Below are 14,777 nucleotides of genomic sequence, written 5' to 3'. Positions count from 1 at the left end.
AATTGAAAATTAGAAATTGAAAATTTGTGTATGTCCAAGCATTCTAGACGTTATCAAAATTTAAAAAATAAACTTTCCCAGGAAGAAAAGAGAATTTTTGAGATTGAAGAGGCGGTGAAGAAAGTGAAGGAAGGGGCGAACGCAAAGTTTGACGAATCCATTGAAGCGCATATTAAACTGAATTTAGATAAAAAAAGCGGCACGCAAGTAGTCCGCGGCACGATTGTTTTTCCGAAAAGTTGGGGCAAGAGCCGAAGGATTGCCGCTTTTGTGACTCCTGAAAAGATGAAAGAAGCAAAAGAAGCCGGCGCCGCCATTGCGGGCGGCGAAGAATTGGTGCAAAAAATCAAGACAACCCAGAAGGTTAATTTTGATTTAGCCCTAGCCGAACCGGCGATGATGCGGCATTTGGGGCAAATCGGCAAGCTCTTGGGTCAAAAAGGTTTAATGCCGAACCCCAAGAGTGAGACAGTGACCCCCAATATTATTGCGGCAATCAAAGAGTTTGCCTCGGGCAAGATTTCGTTTAAATCCGATGAACAGGGGATTGTGCATCAGGTGATTGGCAAGATGTCTTTTTCCGAGGCAGAATTAGCAAATAATTTTAAGGTTCTTTTAGAAACAGTAAAAAAACAAGCTCCAGAAGGACAGAAAGGGGAGCTTGTGAATTCTATCTCTGTCTGTTCCACTATGGGACCGGGGGTCCGGGTGAGGAATTAAATGGTTCACCTATAAAGGAAAATTTAGTGTAAATATTAGTAAGGCAGGCACGATGGCAATGATCAAAAGAAAGGAGGCTGCGTAATGCAAGGAACTGATGCGGTTATTGATAAAAGTTCATGGTGGTGGGGATGTGGCAATCTTTTTTTTCGCAAAGCTCATTTTGAAAAAGAAGAGGTGTTGTCGATTTACGGGCAAGTTGAATCAGTGGTGGCAAATATGCCTCGCTGGAGGAGAATAGCTGGAAAGGATCATGGGGCATTTCTGGTGAAAATTGGGGAAGAAGAATTTTATGTCTATATTTCTTGGGAAATTGTAAGATTACCCGATGATCATTCGGGTAAGCCGATACGGACTAATAATCAGGAAAGTATATTGAATTTTCACCTCATTGAAACTTCTTAAATCTAACCGGATATCTCCGGTTTTTTGTTTTTTTAAAGAATTGTGCTAAAATAAACCAATATGTTAAAATAAAAAAAGTGCTTCCTTCAAGGAGGGGAAGAAAAATCAAAATGGAAACGAGAAAACTATCCAAAGACGAGTATTATATGAACATTGCCCGCGAGGTATCGCGGAAAACAAGGTGTTATCGTCGCATCATGGGTGCGATTATTGTCCGCGACGACCAAATGATCTCCGCTGGATACATCGGCGCGATCCGCAAAGGCAAGGATTGTTATGAGCATGGTTTTTGTCTTCGAACTAAACTTGGCATTCCCCACGGTCATCGCTACGAGCTTTGCCGCTCGGTGCACGCGGAGCAAAATGCGATTGTCAACGCGAGCCGCGCCGGCGTGTCCGTGCTGGGCGGAGATATGTATTTGTACGCCGCGGACGAGCAAGGCGAGGTGATTGATGCCTTGCCTTGTTTTATTTGTAAGAAAATTGTGATTAATGCGGGACTCGCGCATATGATTTGCTCTACTCGCGATGGGGGTTGTCGGATTTTCAGGATTGAGGACTGGGTGCACGATTGGCAGATCGCGGATGTCATTGACGACAAAGAGCAATATGGCCAGGGGCAAAAGGTCTTAACCGAAAAAGAAATAACAGATCAAATTATGGAGTTAAATAATCGGAATAATAATCGCCCTTCATTGCGAGCGGAGCCCGAAGGGATTAAGTGAAGTAATCTCATAAATTTGTAAGAATAAGGGATTATACAATTATTGTTTTTAAGAATTGTGAATTTTATTTTAAAATTGAGCCCCCACCTTTTTCAAAAGATGGGGAAAAACAATGCCAAAACAAAAATTCATCGTCGGATTAACTGGTGAAAAGTTAGCCGGCAAGGGCACGACCGCCGCTTATTTAGCGGAAAAATATAATGCTGTGGTTTTTCGTTTTTCTCAAATTTTAGATGAAGTTTTAAAAAAACTCTATCTGCCGATCACCCGTGAAAATGAAATTAAGTTAGGTCTTTCTTTGCGTCAAAATTTTGGCGATGATATCTTAGCTAAAACTTTGTTTCAAGATGTGAAAGATGAGAAAGCGGATTTGATCATTGTGGATGGTATGCGTTTCCGGGAAGAAGCAGAAATGTTCAGCCAGCTTGATAATTTCATCTTGGTGTATATTACCGCGCCGATAAAAATCCGTTTTGAAAGAATGAAGAACCGCACTGAAAAGGCAGACGAAAAGAATATGGATTTTAACAAATTTAAGGAGATTGAAGATATAAGTCCGACAGAGACAGTGATCAAGGCGACCGCGCAGAAAGCAAAAGTGAAAATTGAAAACATCGGAACTTTTGAAGAATTATATGCAAAGATAGAAAAAGAAATTATGAAGAAATATTATTTCTAGAATTTCTAATTTCTTAATTTCTAATTTCTATTAAATTTTCAATGTTTTAATTTTAAAACCCCGTTAGAAATGACAAATTTCTAAACGGGGCAAACAGTTTGAAAATTATTTGTTTAGAAATTGATTCATTAAAAATTTAATGAAAATTGAAAATTAGAAATTGAAAATTTAATTCTATGCAGCAGTACTTAAAAACCCTAAGATATGTTATGAAAAATGGTATTGATCGTCCTGACCGCACAGATGTCGGCTCCCGAGCTGTTTTAGGTGTGCAGATGCGTTTTAATATGGCCGACGGTTTCCCGGCTGTTACCACCAAAAAACTCGCTTTTGAGGCGGTGAAGGCGGAACTTTTATGGTTTTTAAGCGCGAGTTCCAGAGTTCAAGACCTGCAGAAACTAGGCTGTCATATTTGGGATGCGAACGCGGAAGCGCCTTATTGGAAGCCCAGGGCGCGCTTTAAAGGCGATTTGGGAAGGGTTTACGGCGTGCAATGGCGCAAATGGCGATCGCCCTATCAAAAAAAGCCTATTGACCAAATCGCGCGCGTAATACGCGGATTAAAAGAAAATCCCAATGATCGCCGTTTAATTGTTAGTGCTTGGAATCCCGCCGAGTTAGAAATGATGGCTTTGCCGCCTTGCCATATGATTTTCCAATTTTTCTCTGTTCAGGGCAAACTTTCTTTGCATATGTATCAGCGAAGTTGCGATATGTTTTTAGGCGTGCCTTTCAATATCGCTTCTTATTCTTTATTGTTGCGTATGGTTGCCCAAGCTGTGGGCTTAAAGCCATGGGAGTTTGTTCATACTTTGGGTGATGCCCATATTTATCTCAATCATTTTAAACAGGTGAGAGAGCAGCTGAAACGCAAGCCATATAAATTACCCAAACTTTGGTTAAACTCTAAAATCAAAGACATTGATGATTTTAAAATGGAAGACATCAAACTGGTGAATTACAAATATCACCCCGCCATTAAAGCGCCGATGGCGGTTTAAAAAAACTCTGTTTGATGTCATTAAATACTTGCCAAGAAAATTTAACACGGCAAACCAAATGCAATAACAGATGTTGTAACTTGTAACCTATAACCTATAACGTGTAACTCAAGGCTTGTGTTACAAGTTTCAAGTTATAAGTTACAAGGATTAATTAGAACAATTTAAATGCTTATTTCCCTCATCGCCGCTGTCTCTGAAAATAATGTTATTGGCTATCAAAATAAAATCCCCTGGCATTTGCCGGCGGATTTTGCGTATTTCAAAAAAATGACTTTAGGGAAGCCCGTCATTATGGGCGCGAAAACCTTTGAATCAATCGGCAGAGCTCTTCCCGGCAGAAAAAATATTGTCTTAAATCGTGACCCAAATTATAAAGCGCAAGGCGCCATTATTGTAGGTTCTATTGAAGAAGCGCTTCAAGAAGCGGGTGAAGCGCAAGAAGTGATGATCTGCGGCGGCGCTTCGGTTTATGAGCAATTCTTGCCCCGCGCGGATAAGCTTTATCTCACTTTCGTCCATCACGAATTTGAAGGCGACATTTTTTTCCCAGTGTTTAATAAGGAAGAATGGCAGGAAGTAAGCCGCAAGGATTATCCTGCCGACGCAAACAACCTTTATCCTTATTCTTTTGTTGTTTTAGAGAGAAAAAAATAAATATTTAAAGATATTATTATACCTTGAATTACGAAATGTATTGTCATTGCGAGGGAGGCATTTGATGCCGACCGAAGCAATCTCCTAAATTAGGCATAAATATCACTTAATGAGATTGCTTCGTCGGGCTTTAAGGCCCTCCTCGCAACGACAAAATGAATTTCGTAATTCAAGGTTTATCAATAATTGAGGGGATAAAAATAATATCTCCATCTTAAGCTGGTCAACTTGGCCAGTTTTTTATTTTGCCTTTCAGCTCATTTTCTGTTAAAATTAACAATGAAACAATTCAACAATGAAACAATGCCATCATTTAAAACCATTATCGGTTTAGAAATTCACGTTCAGCTCAAAACCCGAAGCAAGATGTTTTGCGCGTGCGATAATGATATTACAAACAAACAAGCGAATGAAAACATTTGCCCAATTTGTTTGGGGCATCCGGGGGTTTTACCCGTGATTAATAAAAAGGCTGTGGAATGGACTGTCTTAACGGGCATCGCTTTAAATTGTGCAATACCGAAAGAAAGCAAATTTGACCGCAAGAATTATTTTTATCCGGATTTGCCTAAGGGGTATCAGATTTCCCAATACGATATGCCTATCGCAGTCAATGGTTATTTAGAGATTAATGGTCATAAGATTAGCATCAGGAGGGTGCACCTTGAAGAGGACGCGGCAAAAAATTTGCACGCCGAAGACAAAAGTTACAGCTTAGTGGATTATAATCGCGGAGGAACGCCTTTGATGGAAATTGTGACGGAACCCGATATCACTTCCCCTGAAGAAGCCGGAGCTTTTTTGCGGGAGCTGCGCCTCATTATGCGTTACTTGGGGGTTTCCAATGCGGATATGGAAAAAGGAGAACTGCGGTGCGATGCTAATGTTAATATTAAATCTGGGAATGCTAAAACGCCCATCGTGGAAATTAAAAATCTAAATTCCTTCAAGATGGTGGAAAAAGCTTTAGCTTATGAAGTGGATAGACAGACGGATGAGTTCGCGGCGCTAAAGAAAGAAAAAGGTAAAATTACCCGAGGCTGGGATGATCGCAAGGGGATTACGCGGGAGCAGAGGACGAAAGAAGAAGCGCATGACTATCGTTATTTTGGAGAGCCAGACTTGCCGCCTTTAAGGCTCAAAAAAATTGTAGAAGCAATGCGGGCTCAAATGCCAGAACTGCCGGTCCATAGAAGAAAAAGGCTGAAGGCGGAATATGGCTTGGGACCTGAAGATATTAGCGCCTTAGTCAATAATAAAGCCCTAGGCGATTATTATGAGCAAGTGGTTTCCGAAGCGGCGGCAGAAGATCAAGGTCAAAAAATATCTAAACTCGCGGCGAACTGGGTGGTAACGGAATTACAGAAATTATTAAGGGTGAACAAAGTCAGTATTAGCCATTTAAAAATCACGCCCGAAAATTTCGCCGAATTTATGAATATCGTGTCTCGCGGGGAGATAAATTCCTCCGCGGCGCAGATTGTTTTAAAAGAAATGTTTGAGAAGAGCGCGGATCCTTCGCAAGTGATTGCCGAGAAAAATTTAGCGCAGGTGAGTGATGTAGAGCAGTTGAATGCGATTATTGAAGAAGTAGTCAAAGAGAACCCTAAACCCGTGGAGGATTTGCGGGCTGGCAATGCAAAAACCCTTATGTTTCTCGTGGGGCAGGTGATGCGCAAAACAGGTGGTCGCGCAAATCCGCAGATAGTGCAGGATTTGATAAGGGAAAAATTGAAATAAAAAACTGTGGACAACTTTATTAAGGTTATCCCCAGTTTTTTTATTTTTCTTTTATCTAAGCCAGAATGGCGGCGCTTGACAGTTTTATAGAAAAGGTTAAAATAAGAACAGTGTGTAGAGATAATAAATTCTTTTATGTGGCAAAGGAAATTACAAAAATTTTCCCCAATTTTCAAAAGAATTTATTATTTTTCTCGTTCGAAAGCCCACTCGTAAAGTGGGTCGTTTTTTTATATGGCTCTTTTACACCGATCTTGCCAAGGAGGCGGGCAGAAAGGATTTTTGATGGCTGATAGTGAAGAAATCAGTCCTAAAAATAATGGAAAAAGGAGCAGAGATGAGATCCGCAAACTCATAAAGGAGGCCCATGCCGGATCCATTGAGGCTGATAACGAATTAAACCTTTTGCATTTGGTGGCAAAGGCTAGGAAAGGTTCCGCCATAACTAAAAGATTTTTGCTGAATGACGTGGCAAAATGGTCCAGGGAAAAATTGGAGGATAGGGAACTGCATGATGCGGAATCCACTATCCAAATAATAGAAGAGGCTTTTAAATGATTTTTATGGGGTATATATGAATATACCCCTCTTTTTATCTCAAAAATTTTTTAACCAATCTTTCCGCCTCTTTTTTATTTTTGATCCACTGAATCCTTTTATCCCTCTTAAACCAAGTCATTTGGCGGCGGGCGTAATGTCGCGTGTTTTTTTTGATCAAGACTATCATTTCATCTAAACTGATTTCACCATCCAGATACGATATTATTTCTTTGTAGCCGATGGAATCGTGGATTATCCCCCCCTGCCCGAGGGGGGGTAGGGGGGGAGGGAGATTGCGACTTTTTAAATCTTTTTCAGTACCACTCCAAATTTTCCTTACTAAGCCTGCTTGCCGCGAGTGCGGGGGGAGGTTGGAGAGGTCTAAACTTACATAAACTCCCACCCCCTCACGTCTCCTCTTCTCGGGCAGGGGGAGTGAATTCAAAAGCTCATATTTTTTTAAGATTTTTTTTGCTTCTTCAATTAGTCCTTGTTTTATCATTCTGTCTACGCGCTTATCAATGCGCTCATATAATTCTTCTCGCGGCACAGAAATCCCAATTTGCAGAACATCGTAATTGGGTTTTTTCTTTTTCTGTAAACTAGAAAATGGCTTCCCTGTCTTTAAACACACTTCCAGCGCGCGGATTAAGCGCCGTTTATTTTTTGAATCAATTTTTTGGGCGCAAATTGGATCTAATTTTTTTAATTTCTGAAATAAATTTCCGTCCGTTTCTTTCTCAAGTTTTCCGCGCAGTTTGTAATCTGGTGCCGAAGGGGGGATAGACAAGCCGTCCACAATCGCGTTAATATAAAGCCCTGTGCCGCCGACCAAAAATGGGATTCTGCCTTTGTTTTCGCGGATAACCTTTTTGACACTCTTCTGATATTGTGCTACTGTGTATTCTCGGTTCGGCTCCATAATATCAATCATATAATGCGGGATATTGTGGAAGTGAAGAATATTTTGTCCTTTTAAAATTTTGTGTCTTCCGCCGGTCAATTTTCCCGTGCCGATATCTAAGCCTTTATAGATTTGGCGCGAATCCGCGGAAATGATGTAGCTGTTTGGAATTTTTTTAGCCAATTCTAAAGACATCTCAGTTTTACCCGAGGCAGTTGCGCCGAGAATGATAATCAGTTTTTGCTTTTTGATAGGTATAAGGAGGAAAAAAATGAATATTGAACAGATTACACAGTTTTTAATAGAAGCTGAAAGTAAAACCTATTTGGCGGGTGAGGAAGGTGATATTTTTAAGGTTGAATTTTCTATTAGCTTGCCTCGAGAAATAGTTTATGAATATTCCAGATTAAACATAAATACTCCGAAGCCGAAGTTACGTTATATTGATAGGTATTTTGGCAGAGAAAAATTTTCTGGTCAAGAAATGATATTTCAAGACTATGATGTTCCGGTTTGGGGACGCAGTTATTACGGCATTACCTCGCCGACTAGTGATTACACCAAAGAAATGATTCTAGATTCGGTCAGAAAAGGGCGCGCTAGGTTCATATCTGATCTTTGGAATGGCGCCGCAGAATTGCAAAGTTTTGTTTCGGATGATCTTGTCTTTGTTATTCGTTTTTCAAACCCGAATAACGCGTCTTTTGAGAGTTTTCTTTATCACGAATGGATATTTTTTATCCATAAAGATGAAGAAGAAAAAGAAGCATTATTCCATCGGATCTGCGCGGGCGGCGTTATTGATTAGAAATATATTTGAAGATCTTAAAGCTACGCATTATAAGGAGAAATGAGATGAAAAAGTTAACAGTATTGGCGCTTTGCGGGTTATTTCTTTGCCTTTTACTTTTTGGGTGCAAGGAGAGAGAAAAAGAGATGAGTTCTACTTATTGGGAGGCAATGGATGTCGCGCCAGTAAGGAGTGGTCAAATTCCACCGAACACCTGGAAAACTACTATTAAGGATGGTAAAAATATGTTTGATGTTGATCAGGAAGTGTCTAACAAAATAGGGGAACTTCTCAAAAATCATCCAGGCTATCACGTTGTGGGTTCCAAAATTAACCTCGAAATAGAGGTTACACTCGCGCCAGAAAGAGAGAATGGGAGAAAAGATTAGGAGGTGAGTGGATTGTTTAAGATAAATGGCGGAGCTATCAAATATCATTGTATTATCGCTTTTGCTTTTGGATATAATGATCCGCAAGAGGAATACATTAAACCTGGTCCAGGAATTAGTAATCAAAAAATCGCTGAAAAAATTTATTGCATTGCTTATGGCATGGGCGGATATACGCAAATACCGATAATTTGCCAAGTTGAAATTGTCGAGTGTCTGGATTTCTATAGTATGTCTGGTAATATAGTTTTAAATATCAAAGAACACAGTGTCCCGGGAAAATACCTAGACACTTATGAATTTGCTCGGCAGGCCGCAGAATTTATGAAAAAGCAAGATTGGACTAAGGCAATTGTAGTTGCTCACCCTGACCACGTCTGGCGTTGCGCAAAGTGTTTAGAAAAACTCGGGATAGAAACTGCGGTCTTCGGTAGTTTAAAGACTATCCCTTTCAATCCCTTTTCTGCCCAATGGTGGACACGCAACAACTATTACTGGTGGTTGCGTGAAATCCCAACCGTTGGCTATTATTGGTATAAAGGCTGGATTTAATAGAAAGGAGCTTGAGGTATGAGAAGAGTGTTTAATGCCGGGAGTCAAAAAGATTATAATGATTTGTATGGGGTTGCTCTGGATAAAAATCAGCACGAGATCAAGCCCGGAAGATTAGTTCGTATTATTGAAACCGGACAAATTGGTGTTGTTCTGTTTGTTCACAGTGAACATGAAGGATCTTTAAAAATGACTATTCTCTCTTCGGGGGAGAAAAAGATTATCCATTCTTCTGGTCAGGTAATATTACTCAATAGAGCATATGAGTTTTTAATTCTTATGCCATATAGAATTCAATTCTCTTGGCATAGGTTTTCAACCCTTCTACCGTATATAGTTTTCACTGTTCGCAGAAAGCTCATTGCGTTCTTTGCCGCAAAGTCTTGAAAAAAAGATTTTGCGGTTTTTTATTAACCCCTCTCTTATCTCCCCTTGTCAGGGGAGAAATATTCCCTTCTAATCCCCACGCCGTTGCTTTTGCGATTTTTATCTTCACAAATTCACCTTCCAAATTTTTCTTCCCATTATTTCTAAATTTCACATTTTTAAAAGCGCGCGTTTTTCCTACGCAATATCCTTTCTCATATTGCTCCACTAAAATTTCCATTTCTTTCCCCACTAATTTTTGATTATTTTCCAGCGCAATCTTTTTGAGCAATTGATTTAAGATTTGAAATCTCCGTTTTTTTTCTTGGCTTTTGACGTCATCTTTGAATTTCGCCGCGGCTGTGCCAGGACGCGGGGAATATTGGGCAATATAAGCCATATCAAATTTTACTTTTTTAAAAACTTTGACCGTATTTTCAAATTGCTTTTTGGTTTCGCCAGGAAAGCCGACAATGACATCCGTGGAAATCGCCACCTTCGGGATTCTGGAGCGGATTTTCTTTATTAAACCCAAATAATGCGCAACCGTATATTTTCGGTTCATCCTTTTCAAAATCCCATCATCTCCTGATTGGATTGGTAAATGGATATATTTGCAAACCTTTTTACATCGCGCAATTGTGTTAATTAACTTATCTGACATATCTTTAGGATGCGAGGTAATAAATCCAATCCAAAAATTACCCGTTATGCTATCTATCATTTGCAATAACTTTGGGAAATTTATTAGTTTTGAGTTTTGAGTTGTAGTTTTGGCATTTGAGTTTTGACATTTGAGTTTACTCTGGTATGAATTCACATTCTGTCCAAGCAGGATAATTTCTTTATATCCAATCTTTATAAGACTTCGCACCTCCTTTATAATTTCATCCGCCGGTCTTGAAATTTCTCTGCCTCGCGTGTAGGGGACAACGCAGTAAGCGCAGAAATTATTGCAGCCGGTCATAATCGGCACATAAGCCGAAAAGGAATTATGATGTTTTGGTTTTATTCCCAAATATGATTTTATAGAGATGCAATGTTTCGCGTCTCCATCTTTAATGATTTGTGGCAGTTTCGCAATCGCGCCTATGGGAACAATACCATGCGCCTTATCGCAGAACAATTTTTTATCTTTTTCTAAGATGCAGCCTGTGAGGATAATTTTTGCATCTTTCCGTTTTTGCCATTTATTCACCAGGGCGTAAACCCGATCCATTGCTCGCTGCCGCACCGCGCAAACATTGGCGATTAAAATATCTGCTTCTTTTTCAGAAGATAAAGTGAGCCCTGCTTTTTCTAAAACCGCGGCAATCCGCTCCGCGTCCGACTGGTTCATTTGGCAGCCGAAAGTTTTTAAAAAATAGGTTTGCATTTTGGTAATAATAAAATCGAGTTTTTAGGGAAGCTCGATTTTATTGTGCTTGATTTGTCAGATTTTGTCCATTTTTAACCACTTGTGCTTACTCTCCGAATATTTTCTTTCCTTGCGCCTGAACTCAATTATTTCTTCTTGTATCTTGATAAATTCTTCAATCTTTTGAATTGTAATTTGTATCATTTCTTTAGTTGTTGAAGGTGTCATTGTTTAATTTTAATTTTTTCCAAAATGGTTTTGATAAATACATCTAATTTCATCTTTTCAATCTTTTGCGAGCCGCGGGTGCGCACAGCGACCATTTTGTCTTTCTCTTCAGCATCGCCCACAACTAAAATATAAGGGATCCTTTGCTTCTCGGCGTCGTGGACCTTGCGGTTGACAGAATCTTTGTTTTTATTGATCACGGCGCGAATATGGTAATCAAGCAAGGAGTGGGCAATATTTTTGGCGTAGCCGCGATGTTTTTCTTCGGAAACGGGAAGGATCGCCACTTGCGTGGGAGCAAGCCATAGAGGCAGCATTCCTCCATAATGTTCCAGCAAAATACCGATGAAACGCTCAATAGAGCCCAAGAGAGTGCGATGAATCATTACCGGAGTTTTTTTCTCTCCATCGCGTGCCACGTAAAATAAATGAAAAGCTTCAGGCATCGCAAAATCTACTTGAATCGTACCGCATTGCCATGTGCGTCCCAAGGCATCTTTGATATGAAAGTCAATTTTAGGTCCGTAAAAAGCTCCATCGCCCGGATTCACTTTATAATCAATCTTTTTCTCTTCCAGAATTTCACTTAAGGTTTCTTCCGCCTTGCGCCACATCTCTTCAGTGCCAATAGAATTTTTAGGACGGGTAGAGAGTTCAATATGATAATCCTTAAAGCCGAAAACACGATAGATATGAGTAATGAGATCAATCACGCCGCCTACCGCTTCCTTCGCCTGTTTTTCCGTGCAAAAGATATGGGCATCATCTTGAGTAAATTGACGCACCCGAAATAGGCCAGCGAGCACTCCTCCTTTTTCATAGCGATGCACCACTCCAACCTCCGCGATTTTTAAAGGGAAATCGCGGTAAGAATGCATTGTTTCGTTATAGATTAAAAGTCCTCCCGGACAATTCATTGGTTTGACGGCGGATTCTTTTTTGTCTATTTTAGTAAAATACATATTTTCCCTATAGTGATCGAAGTGACCGGAAGTAAGCCAAAGCCGCTTGGAGAGGATAAGAGGCGTGCTCACTTCTTGGTAGCCAGCTTTTCTATGCTCTTCGCGCCAATATTTTAAAATCTCTTGAAAGATAGTCCATCCAGCCGCGTGCCAGAAAACCATGCCTGGAGCTTCGGGGTGGAAGCTGAATAAATTTAATTCCTGTCCGAGTTTGCGATGGTCTCGTCTGCGCGCTTCTTCAAGATTTGCAAGATGCTTTTTAAGATTTTCCGGTTTGTTAAAGGCTGTGCCGTAGATTCTTTGCAGCATAGGATTTTTTTCATTCCCTTTCCAATAGGCGCCCGCAATCTTGGTGAGTTTGAAAGCCTTGGGTTTCAGCTTATTGGTGGATTTTAAATGCGGTCCGCGGCATAAATCGGTAAAATCACCGGTTTTATAGAGAAAGACTGTTTTTTCGCCCTTATTTTTCAAGTCCTGAATGAGTTCCGCTTTATAGCTTTGGTTTAGTTTTTGAAACATTTTAAGCGCTGCATCAATTTGCATCTCTTTTCTCTCAAATTTTTTGTTGGCGCGGATCAATGTTCTCATTCTTTCTTCTATTTTTGGCAGATCGTGCGGGGTGAGGGAGTGAGATAATTCAAAATCATAATAAAACCCGTCACTTATCGCGGGTCCCATTCCAAGACGAGCCTCGGGAAATAATTCTAAAACTGCGGCAGCGAGAATGTGGCTCGCGGAATGGCGGAGGGTAGAGAGCTTAAAAATTTTTTCTTGTTCTTCACGCCGGTTTGTGTTTTTTAAAGGCATATTTATGTAAATAAAATTTCTAATTTATAATTTTTCACCCTAATGGGTGACCACCCGTTAGGTGTGGCAATTTTTATTAAATTTTTAATGAAATAATTTTTAAACTTTCGGATTCTATGGTAAGCGGGTTAAGAGAATTTGATTTTTATTTGTTTAAAAATTAAGTAAATGGAAATTTAATGAAAATTAGAAATTGAAAATTAAAAATTATCATTTAACTTGGATCTCAAAATGATCCAACATTGAAGGCACTTTATGCACCCAGAATGGTTTGAAATAGACTTCGGCCTCTCCCACATCGTCAAAACGTTCAAAATATTTTTTCACTTCATAACGGTCCAGACTAACGAGTTCCTGTTTTTCAAGAAGATCTGCCGATATTTTCGCGCGGGATTCGCCCTCAAGGTGGGTGGTAACGAGGGCAGTCTTTTTTTCTAAATCATAGGATTTAAGCTTGTAATTAAAGCTATCCCACTGAATACCCAGGAATTCTTTGTCGCGGGGAGCATCGTTCTTCAGATGTTTTTGGGCTAGATCTTTTAATTTTTCTTCATTGCAAACAAGCGCTACAGTTCTCACTTTGGCTTTAATAATAAACTTATCCGCTTGTGTCTCCGGCTCAACCGAAGAAGAGAATTCCAACATTTCATTCTTCACCGCCCCTTCCAGAATGGTTTCGCTAGAAGAGACTCTTTGGTGGAGAGCGGTGAGATTTTTAGCGTAAAGATCTTCAGTTAGCATATCTAAAGCCTTATCAATCGTGGAACCATAAATATATGGCACTTCAGTGTAGCCCCCAGTCATTGGAGTATAAGATTCAGCATAGAGTTTATCCCGCCAGCCTTTCCAAATGTTGACGAGGGTAAAACGCTCTGGTCCAATATTGCCTTCCTTTCCTTCTTTGTCCGCCGTGACTTCAATATTTATTTGACCTCCGCTAGGCACGACTGCTCTTTTGTCTGTGCGGAAAAGGATTCCAGAATCGGAAAGGAGGCGTGTTTTAGGGAGAAGAGGCTGATCCTTATCGCGTTTATTAAAGATGGTAACGAGACCATGGCTGCGTCCATCCACCCCCTTTTTATCATTAGTGGTGACCAGCCTTGATTCTTCCAGCTCTAGGGAAAGGACTTTGCCGGGTATAGCATTCTCTGTATTGGGATTTTCCAAAACTTCAGCCTCAAAATTAGTCTCAAAGGTTACCTTTTTCGGCGTAATTATGATTGTGGCTCGGGAAAAGGTAATATAAACAATTGCTCCTATTAATCCTATACTCAAGAGAATGAAAAAAAGATAAAATTTCTTGTATGATTTTCCAGATTCAATGCGACCTAAATACATAGTTGCATAAAACTTAAAGTATGAAGCGTACAATTAACAATTCCAAGTCCGTTAAATTCTTGTAACATATAACTTGTAACTTATAACACAAGAAAATGCTTGAGTTACACGTTATAAGTTGCAAGATTTTAGGTAATTTAGCCAATTTTTTTTGAGCCATCTCCTAGATGCCTTTTCCAAAATACCTAAATTCCTTTGGAGAAGCTCGCGCCTTACAATTCCTCCTTCGTGCGGATAGCGATAGAGCCGTCTTCTCGGAGAAGAGAAGCCGTGAGCATAATGAGCTATTTCGTGGGCGAGGGTTGCTATCACAACATAAAGGGGAATTGTTTCGTCCTGAAAATAACCATTGAGGCGGATAGAGGTGGTTCTCTTTTGGCGGTCGTATTTAATCGAACCTAAAACACGTTTATTATGGCGTGAAAAAAATATTAGAATGTTGTTTTTAATCGGAATATCGGAAAAATATTTTTGCCATAAGATCCGCGTGATTTTTAAAAGAGAACGGTTGTCGCGCATATGCATTGTCTCTTATTATAGAGAAAAATAATGTTTTTAGCAAGAATAATAGTAAATTGGTAATTAGTGATTGGTAATTGGTAACTGGTAATTATTTT

At 39.8% G+C, this 14,777-nt stretch carries 17 protein-coding genes; 12 read left to right on the top strand and 5 right to left on the bottom strand.

Features of this window, described 5'->3' with window-relative positions:
* The first annotated feature begins 30 nt into the window (after positions 1-30).
* From rplA to PHW01_01335, 8 genes are all read left to right on the top strand, one after another.
* The gene (gene rplA, locus PHW01_01370) at positions 31-720 is read left to right on the top strand and encodes a 50S ribosomal protein L1 (GenBank protein MDD5626651.1); all 690 of its coding nucleotides are present in this window, start codon (positions 31-33) and stop codon (positions 718-720) included.
* An 84-nt stretch (positions 721-804) separates the two neighbouring features.
* The gene (locus tag PHW01_01365) at positions 805-1,125 is read left to right on the top strand and encodes a hypothetical protein (GenBank protein ID MDD5626650.1); all 321 of its coding nucleotides are present in this window, start codon (positions 805-807) and stop codon (positions 1,123-1,125) included.
* A gap of 110 nt (positions 1,126-1,235) precedes the next feature.
* Entirely contained in the window at positions 1,236-1,850 is a 615-nt protein-coding gene (locus PHW01_01360) for a deaminase (protein MDD5626649.1), read from the top strand.
* Positions 1,851-1,962: 112 nt separating this feature from the next.
* Positions 1,963-2,529, top strand: a complete 567-nt coding sequence (locus PHW01_01355) for an AAA family ATPase (protein ID MDD5626648.1) — start codon at positions 1,963-1,965, stop codon at positions 2,527-2,529.
* Positions 2,530-2,705: 176 nt separating this feature from the next.
* Entirely contained in the window at positions 2,706-3,530 is an 825-nt protein-coding gene (locus tag PHW01_01350) for a thymidylate synthase (GenBank protein MDD5626647.1), read from the top strand.
* Between the two features lie 168 nt (positions 3,531-3,698).
* On the top strand, positions 3,699-4,187 hold the full coding sequence (gene folA, locus PHW01_01345; GenBank protein ID MDD5626646.1) for a type 3 dihydrofolate reductase: 489 nt from the start codon (positions 3,699-3,701) through the stop codon (positions 4,185-4,187).
* Positions 4,188-4,466: 279 nt separating this feature from the next.
* Positions 4,467-5,927, top strand: a complete 1,461-nt coding sequence (gene gatB / locus PHW01_01340) for an Asp-tRNA(Asn)/Glu-tRNA(Gln) amidotransferase subunit GatB (protein ID MDD5626645.1) — start codon at positions 4,467-4,469, stop codon at positions 5,925-5,927.
* A gap of 234 nt (positions 5,928-6,161) precedes the next feature.
* Positions 6,162-6,485, top strand: coding sequence for a hypothetical protein (locus PHW01_01335; GenBank protein MDD5626644.1), 324 nt, complete (start codon positions 6,162-6,164; stop codon positions 6,483-6,485).
* A gap of 34 nt (positions 6,486-6,519) precedes the next feature.
* Here PHW01_01335 and miaA read toward each other — a convergent pair whose 3' ends face one another.
* Positions 6,520-7,599 carry a tRNA (adenosine(37)-N6)-dimethylallyltransferase MiaA gene (gene miaA, locus PHW01_01330; GenBank protein MDD5626643.1) on the bottom strand — a complete coding sequence of 360 codons (1,080 nt, stop codon included), beginning with the start codon at positions 7,597-7,599 and terminating at the stop codon, positions 6,520-6,522.
* A 43-nt stretch (positions 7,600-7,642) separates the two neighbouring features.
* On the opposite strand from miaA, the gene PHW01_01325 reads away from it, so the two are divergent.
* From PHW01_01325 to PHW01_01310, 4 genes are read left to right on the top strand one after another with little or no spacing between them, the layout of a single operon-like run.
* A complete protein-coding gene (locus tag PHW01_01325) occupies positions 7,643-8,179 on the top strand; it encodes a DUF5680 domain-containing protein (GenBank protein MDD5626642.1) in 537 nt (178 codons plus the stop codon).
* 47 nt (positions 8,180-8,226) lie between these two features.
* Positions 8,227-8,550, top strand: a complete 324-nt coding sequence (locus tag PHW01_01320) for a hypothetical protein (GenBank protein ID MDD5626641.1) — start codon at positions 8,227-8,229, stop codon at positions 8,548-8,550.
* 12 nt (positions 8,551-8,562) lie between these two features.
* Positions 8,563-9,102 (top strand): hypothetical protein, encoded by a 540-nt coding sequence (locus tag PHW01_01315; GenBank protein ID MDD5626640.1) that lies wholly within the window; start codon positions 8,563-8,565, stop codon positions 9,100-9,102.
* A gap of 18 nt (positions 9,103-9,120) precedes the next feature.
* On the top strand, positions 9,121-9,489 hold the full coding sequence (locus PHW01_01310; GenBank protein MDD5626639.1) for a hypothetical protein: 369 nt from the start codon (positions 9,121-9,123) through the stop codon (positions 9,487-9,489).
* Here the strand turns inward: PHW01_01310 and miaB are convergent.
* The 4 genes from miaB to PHW01_01290 form a co-directional block, all read right to left on the bottom strand.
* On the bottom strand, positions 9,461-10,843 hold the full coding sequence (miaB, locus tag PHW01_01305) for a tRNA (N6-isopentenyl adenosine(37)-C2)-methylthiotransferase MiaB (protein ID MDD5626638.1): 1,383 nt from the start codon (positions 10,841-10,843) through the stop codon (positions 9,461-9,463). The two genes, PHW01_01310 and miaB, sit on opposite strands and share 29 nt — an antisense overlap.
* A 206-nt stretch (positions 10,844-11,049) precedes the next feature.
* Positions 11,050-12,822, bottom strand: coding sequence for a threonine--tRNA ligase (gene thrS, locus PHW01_01300; GenBank protein ID MDD5626637.1), 1,773 nt, complete (start codon positions 12,820-12,822; stop codon positions 11,050-11,052).
* Between the two features lie 210 nt (positions 12,823-13,032).
* Positions 13,033-14,160, bottom strand: coding sequence for a hypothetical protein (locus tag PHW01_01295; protein ID MDD5626636.1), 1,128 nt, complete (start codon positions 14,158-14,160; stop codon positions 13,033-13,035).
* Between the two features lie 111 nt (positions 14,161-14,271).
* A complete protein-coding gene (locus PHW01_01290) occupies positions 14,272-14,679 on the bottom strand; it encodes a hypothetical protein (GenBank protein ID MDD5626635.1) in 408 nt (135 codons plus the stop codon).
* Positions 14,680-14,777 lie beyond the last annotated feature (98 nt).

Source organism: Patescibacteria group bacterium (assembly GCA_028717685.1).
Taxonomy (GTDB): Bacteria; Patescibacteriota; JAQUNI01; order JAQUNI01; family JAQUNI01; genus JAQUNI01.
The sequence above is the reverse complement of the archived record's forward strand: the minus strand, read 5'-3'. Positions and strand labels throughout refer to the sequence as shown.

Excerpts from the sequence above, each read along its gene's own strand:
- PHW01_01295 (MDD5626636.1), bottom strand. The coding sequence starts at position 14,160 with ATGTATTTAGGTCGCATTGAATCTGGAAAATCATACAAGAAATTTTAT.
- thrS (MDD5626637.1), bottom strand. The coding sequence starts at position 12,822 with ATGCCTTTAAAAAACACAAACCGGCGTGAAGAACAAGAAAAAATTTTT.
- miaB (MDD5626638.1), bottom strand. The coding sequence starts at position 10,843 with ATGCAAACCTATTTTTTAAAAACTTTCGGCTGCCAAATGAACCAGTCG.
- PHW01_01335 (MDD5626644.1), top strand. The coding sequence starts at position 6,162 with ATGGCTCTTTTACACCGATCTTGCCAAGGAGGCGGGCAGAAAGGATTT.
- PHW01_01290 (MDD5626635.1), bottom strand. The coding sequence starts at position 14,679 with ATGCGCGACAACCGTTCTCTTTTAAAAATCACGCGGATCTTATGGCAA.
- PHW01_01325 (MDD5626642.1), top strand. The coding sequence starts at position 7,643 with ATGAATATTGAACAGATTACACAGTTTTTAATAGAAGCTGAAAGTAAA.
- folA (MDD5626646.1), top strand. The coding sequence starts at position 3,699 with ATGCTTATTTCCCTCATCGCCGCTGTCTCTGAAAATAATGTTATTGGC.
- rplA (MDD5626651.1), top strand. The coding sequence starts at position 31 with ATGTCCAAGCATTCTAGACGTTATCAAAATTTAAAAAATAAACTTTCC.
- gatB (MDD5626645.1), top strand. The coding sequence starts at position 4,467 with ATGAAACAATTCAACAATGAAACAATGCCATCATTTAAAACCATTATC.
- PHW01_01350 (MDD5626647.1), top strand. The coding sequence starts at position 2,706 with ATGCAGCAGTACTTAAAAACCCTAAGATATGTTATGAAAAATGGTATT.
- PHW01_01360 (MDD5626649.1), top strand. The coding sequence starts at position 1,236 with ATGGAAACGAGAAAACTATCCAAAGACGAGTATTATATGAACATTGCC.
- PHW01_01320 (MDD5626641.1), top strand. The coding sequence starts at position 8,227 with ATGAAAAAGTTAACAGTATTGGCGCTTTGCGGGTTATTTCTTTGCCTT.
- PHW01_01355 (MDD5626648.1), top strand. The coding sequence starts at position 1,963 with ATGCCAAAACAAAAATTCATCGTCGGATTAACTGGTGAAAAGTTAGCC.
- PHW01_01310 (MDD5626639.1), top strand. The coding sequence starts at position 9,121 with ATGAGAAGAGTGTTTAATGCCGGGAGTCAAAAAGATTATAATGATTTG.
- PHW01_01365 (MDD5626650.1), top strand. The coding sequence starts at position 805 with ATGCAAGGAACTGATGCGGTTATTGATAAAAGTTCATGGTGGTGGGGA.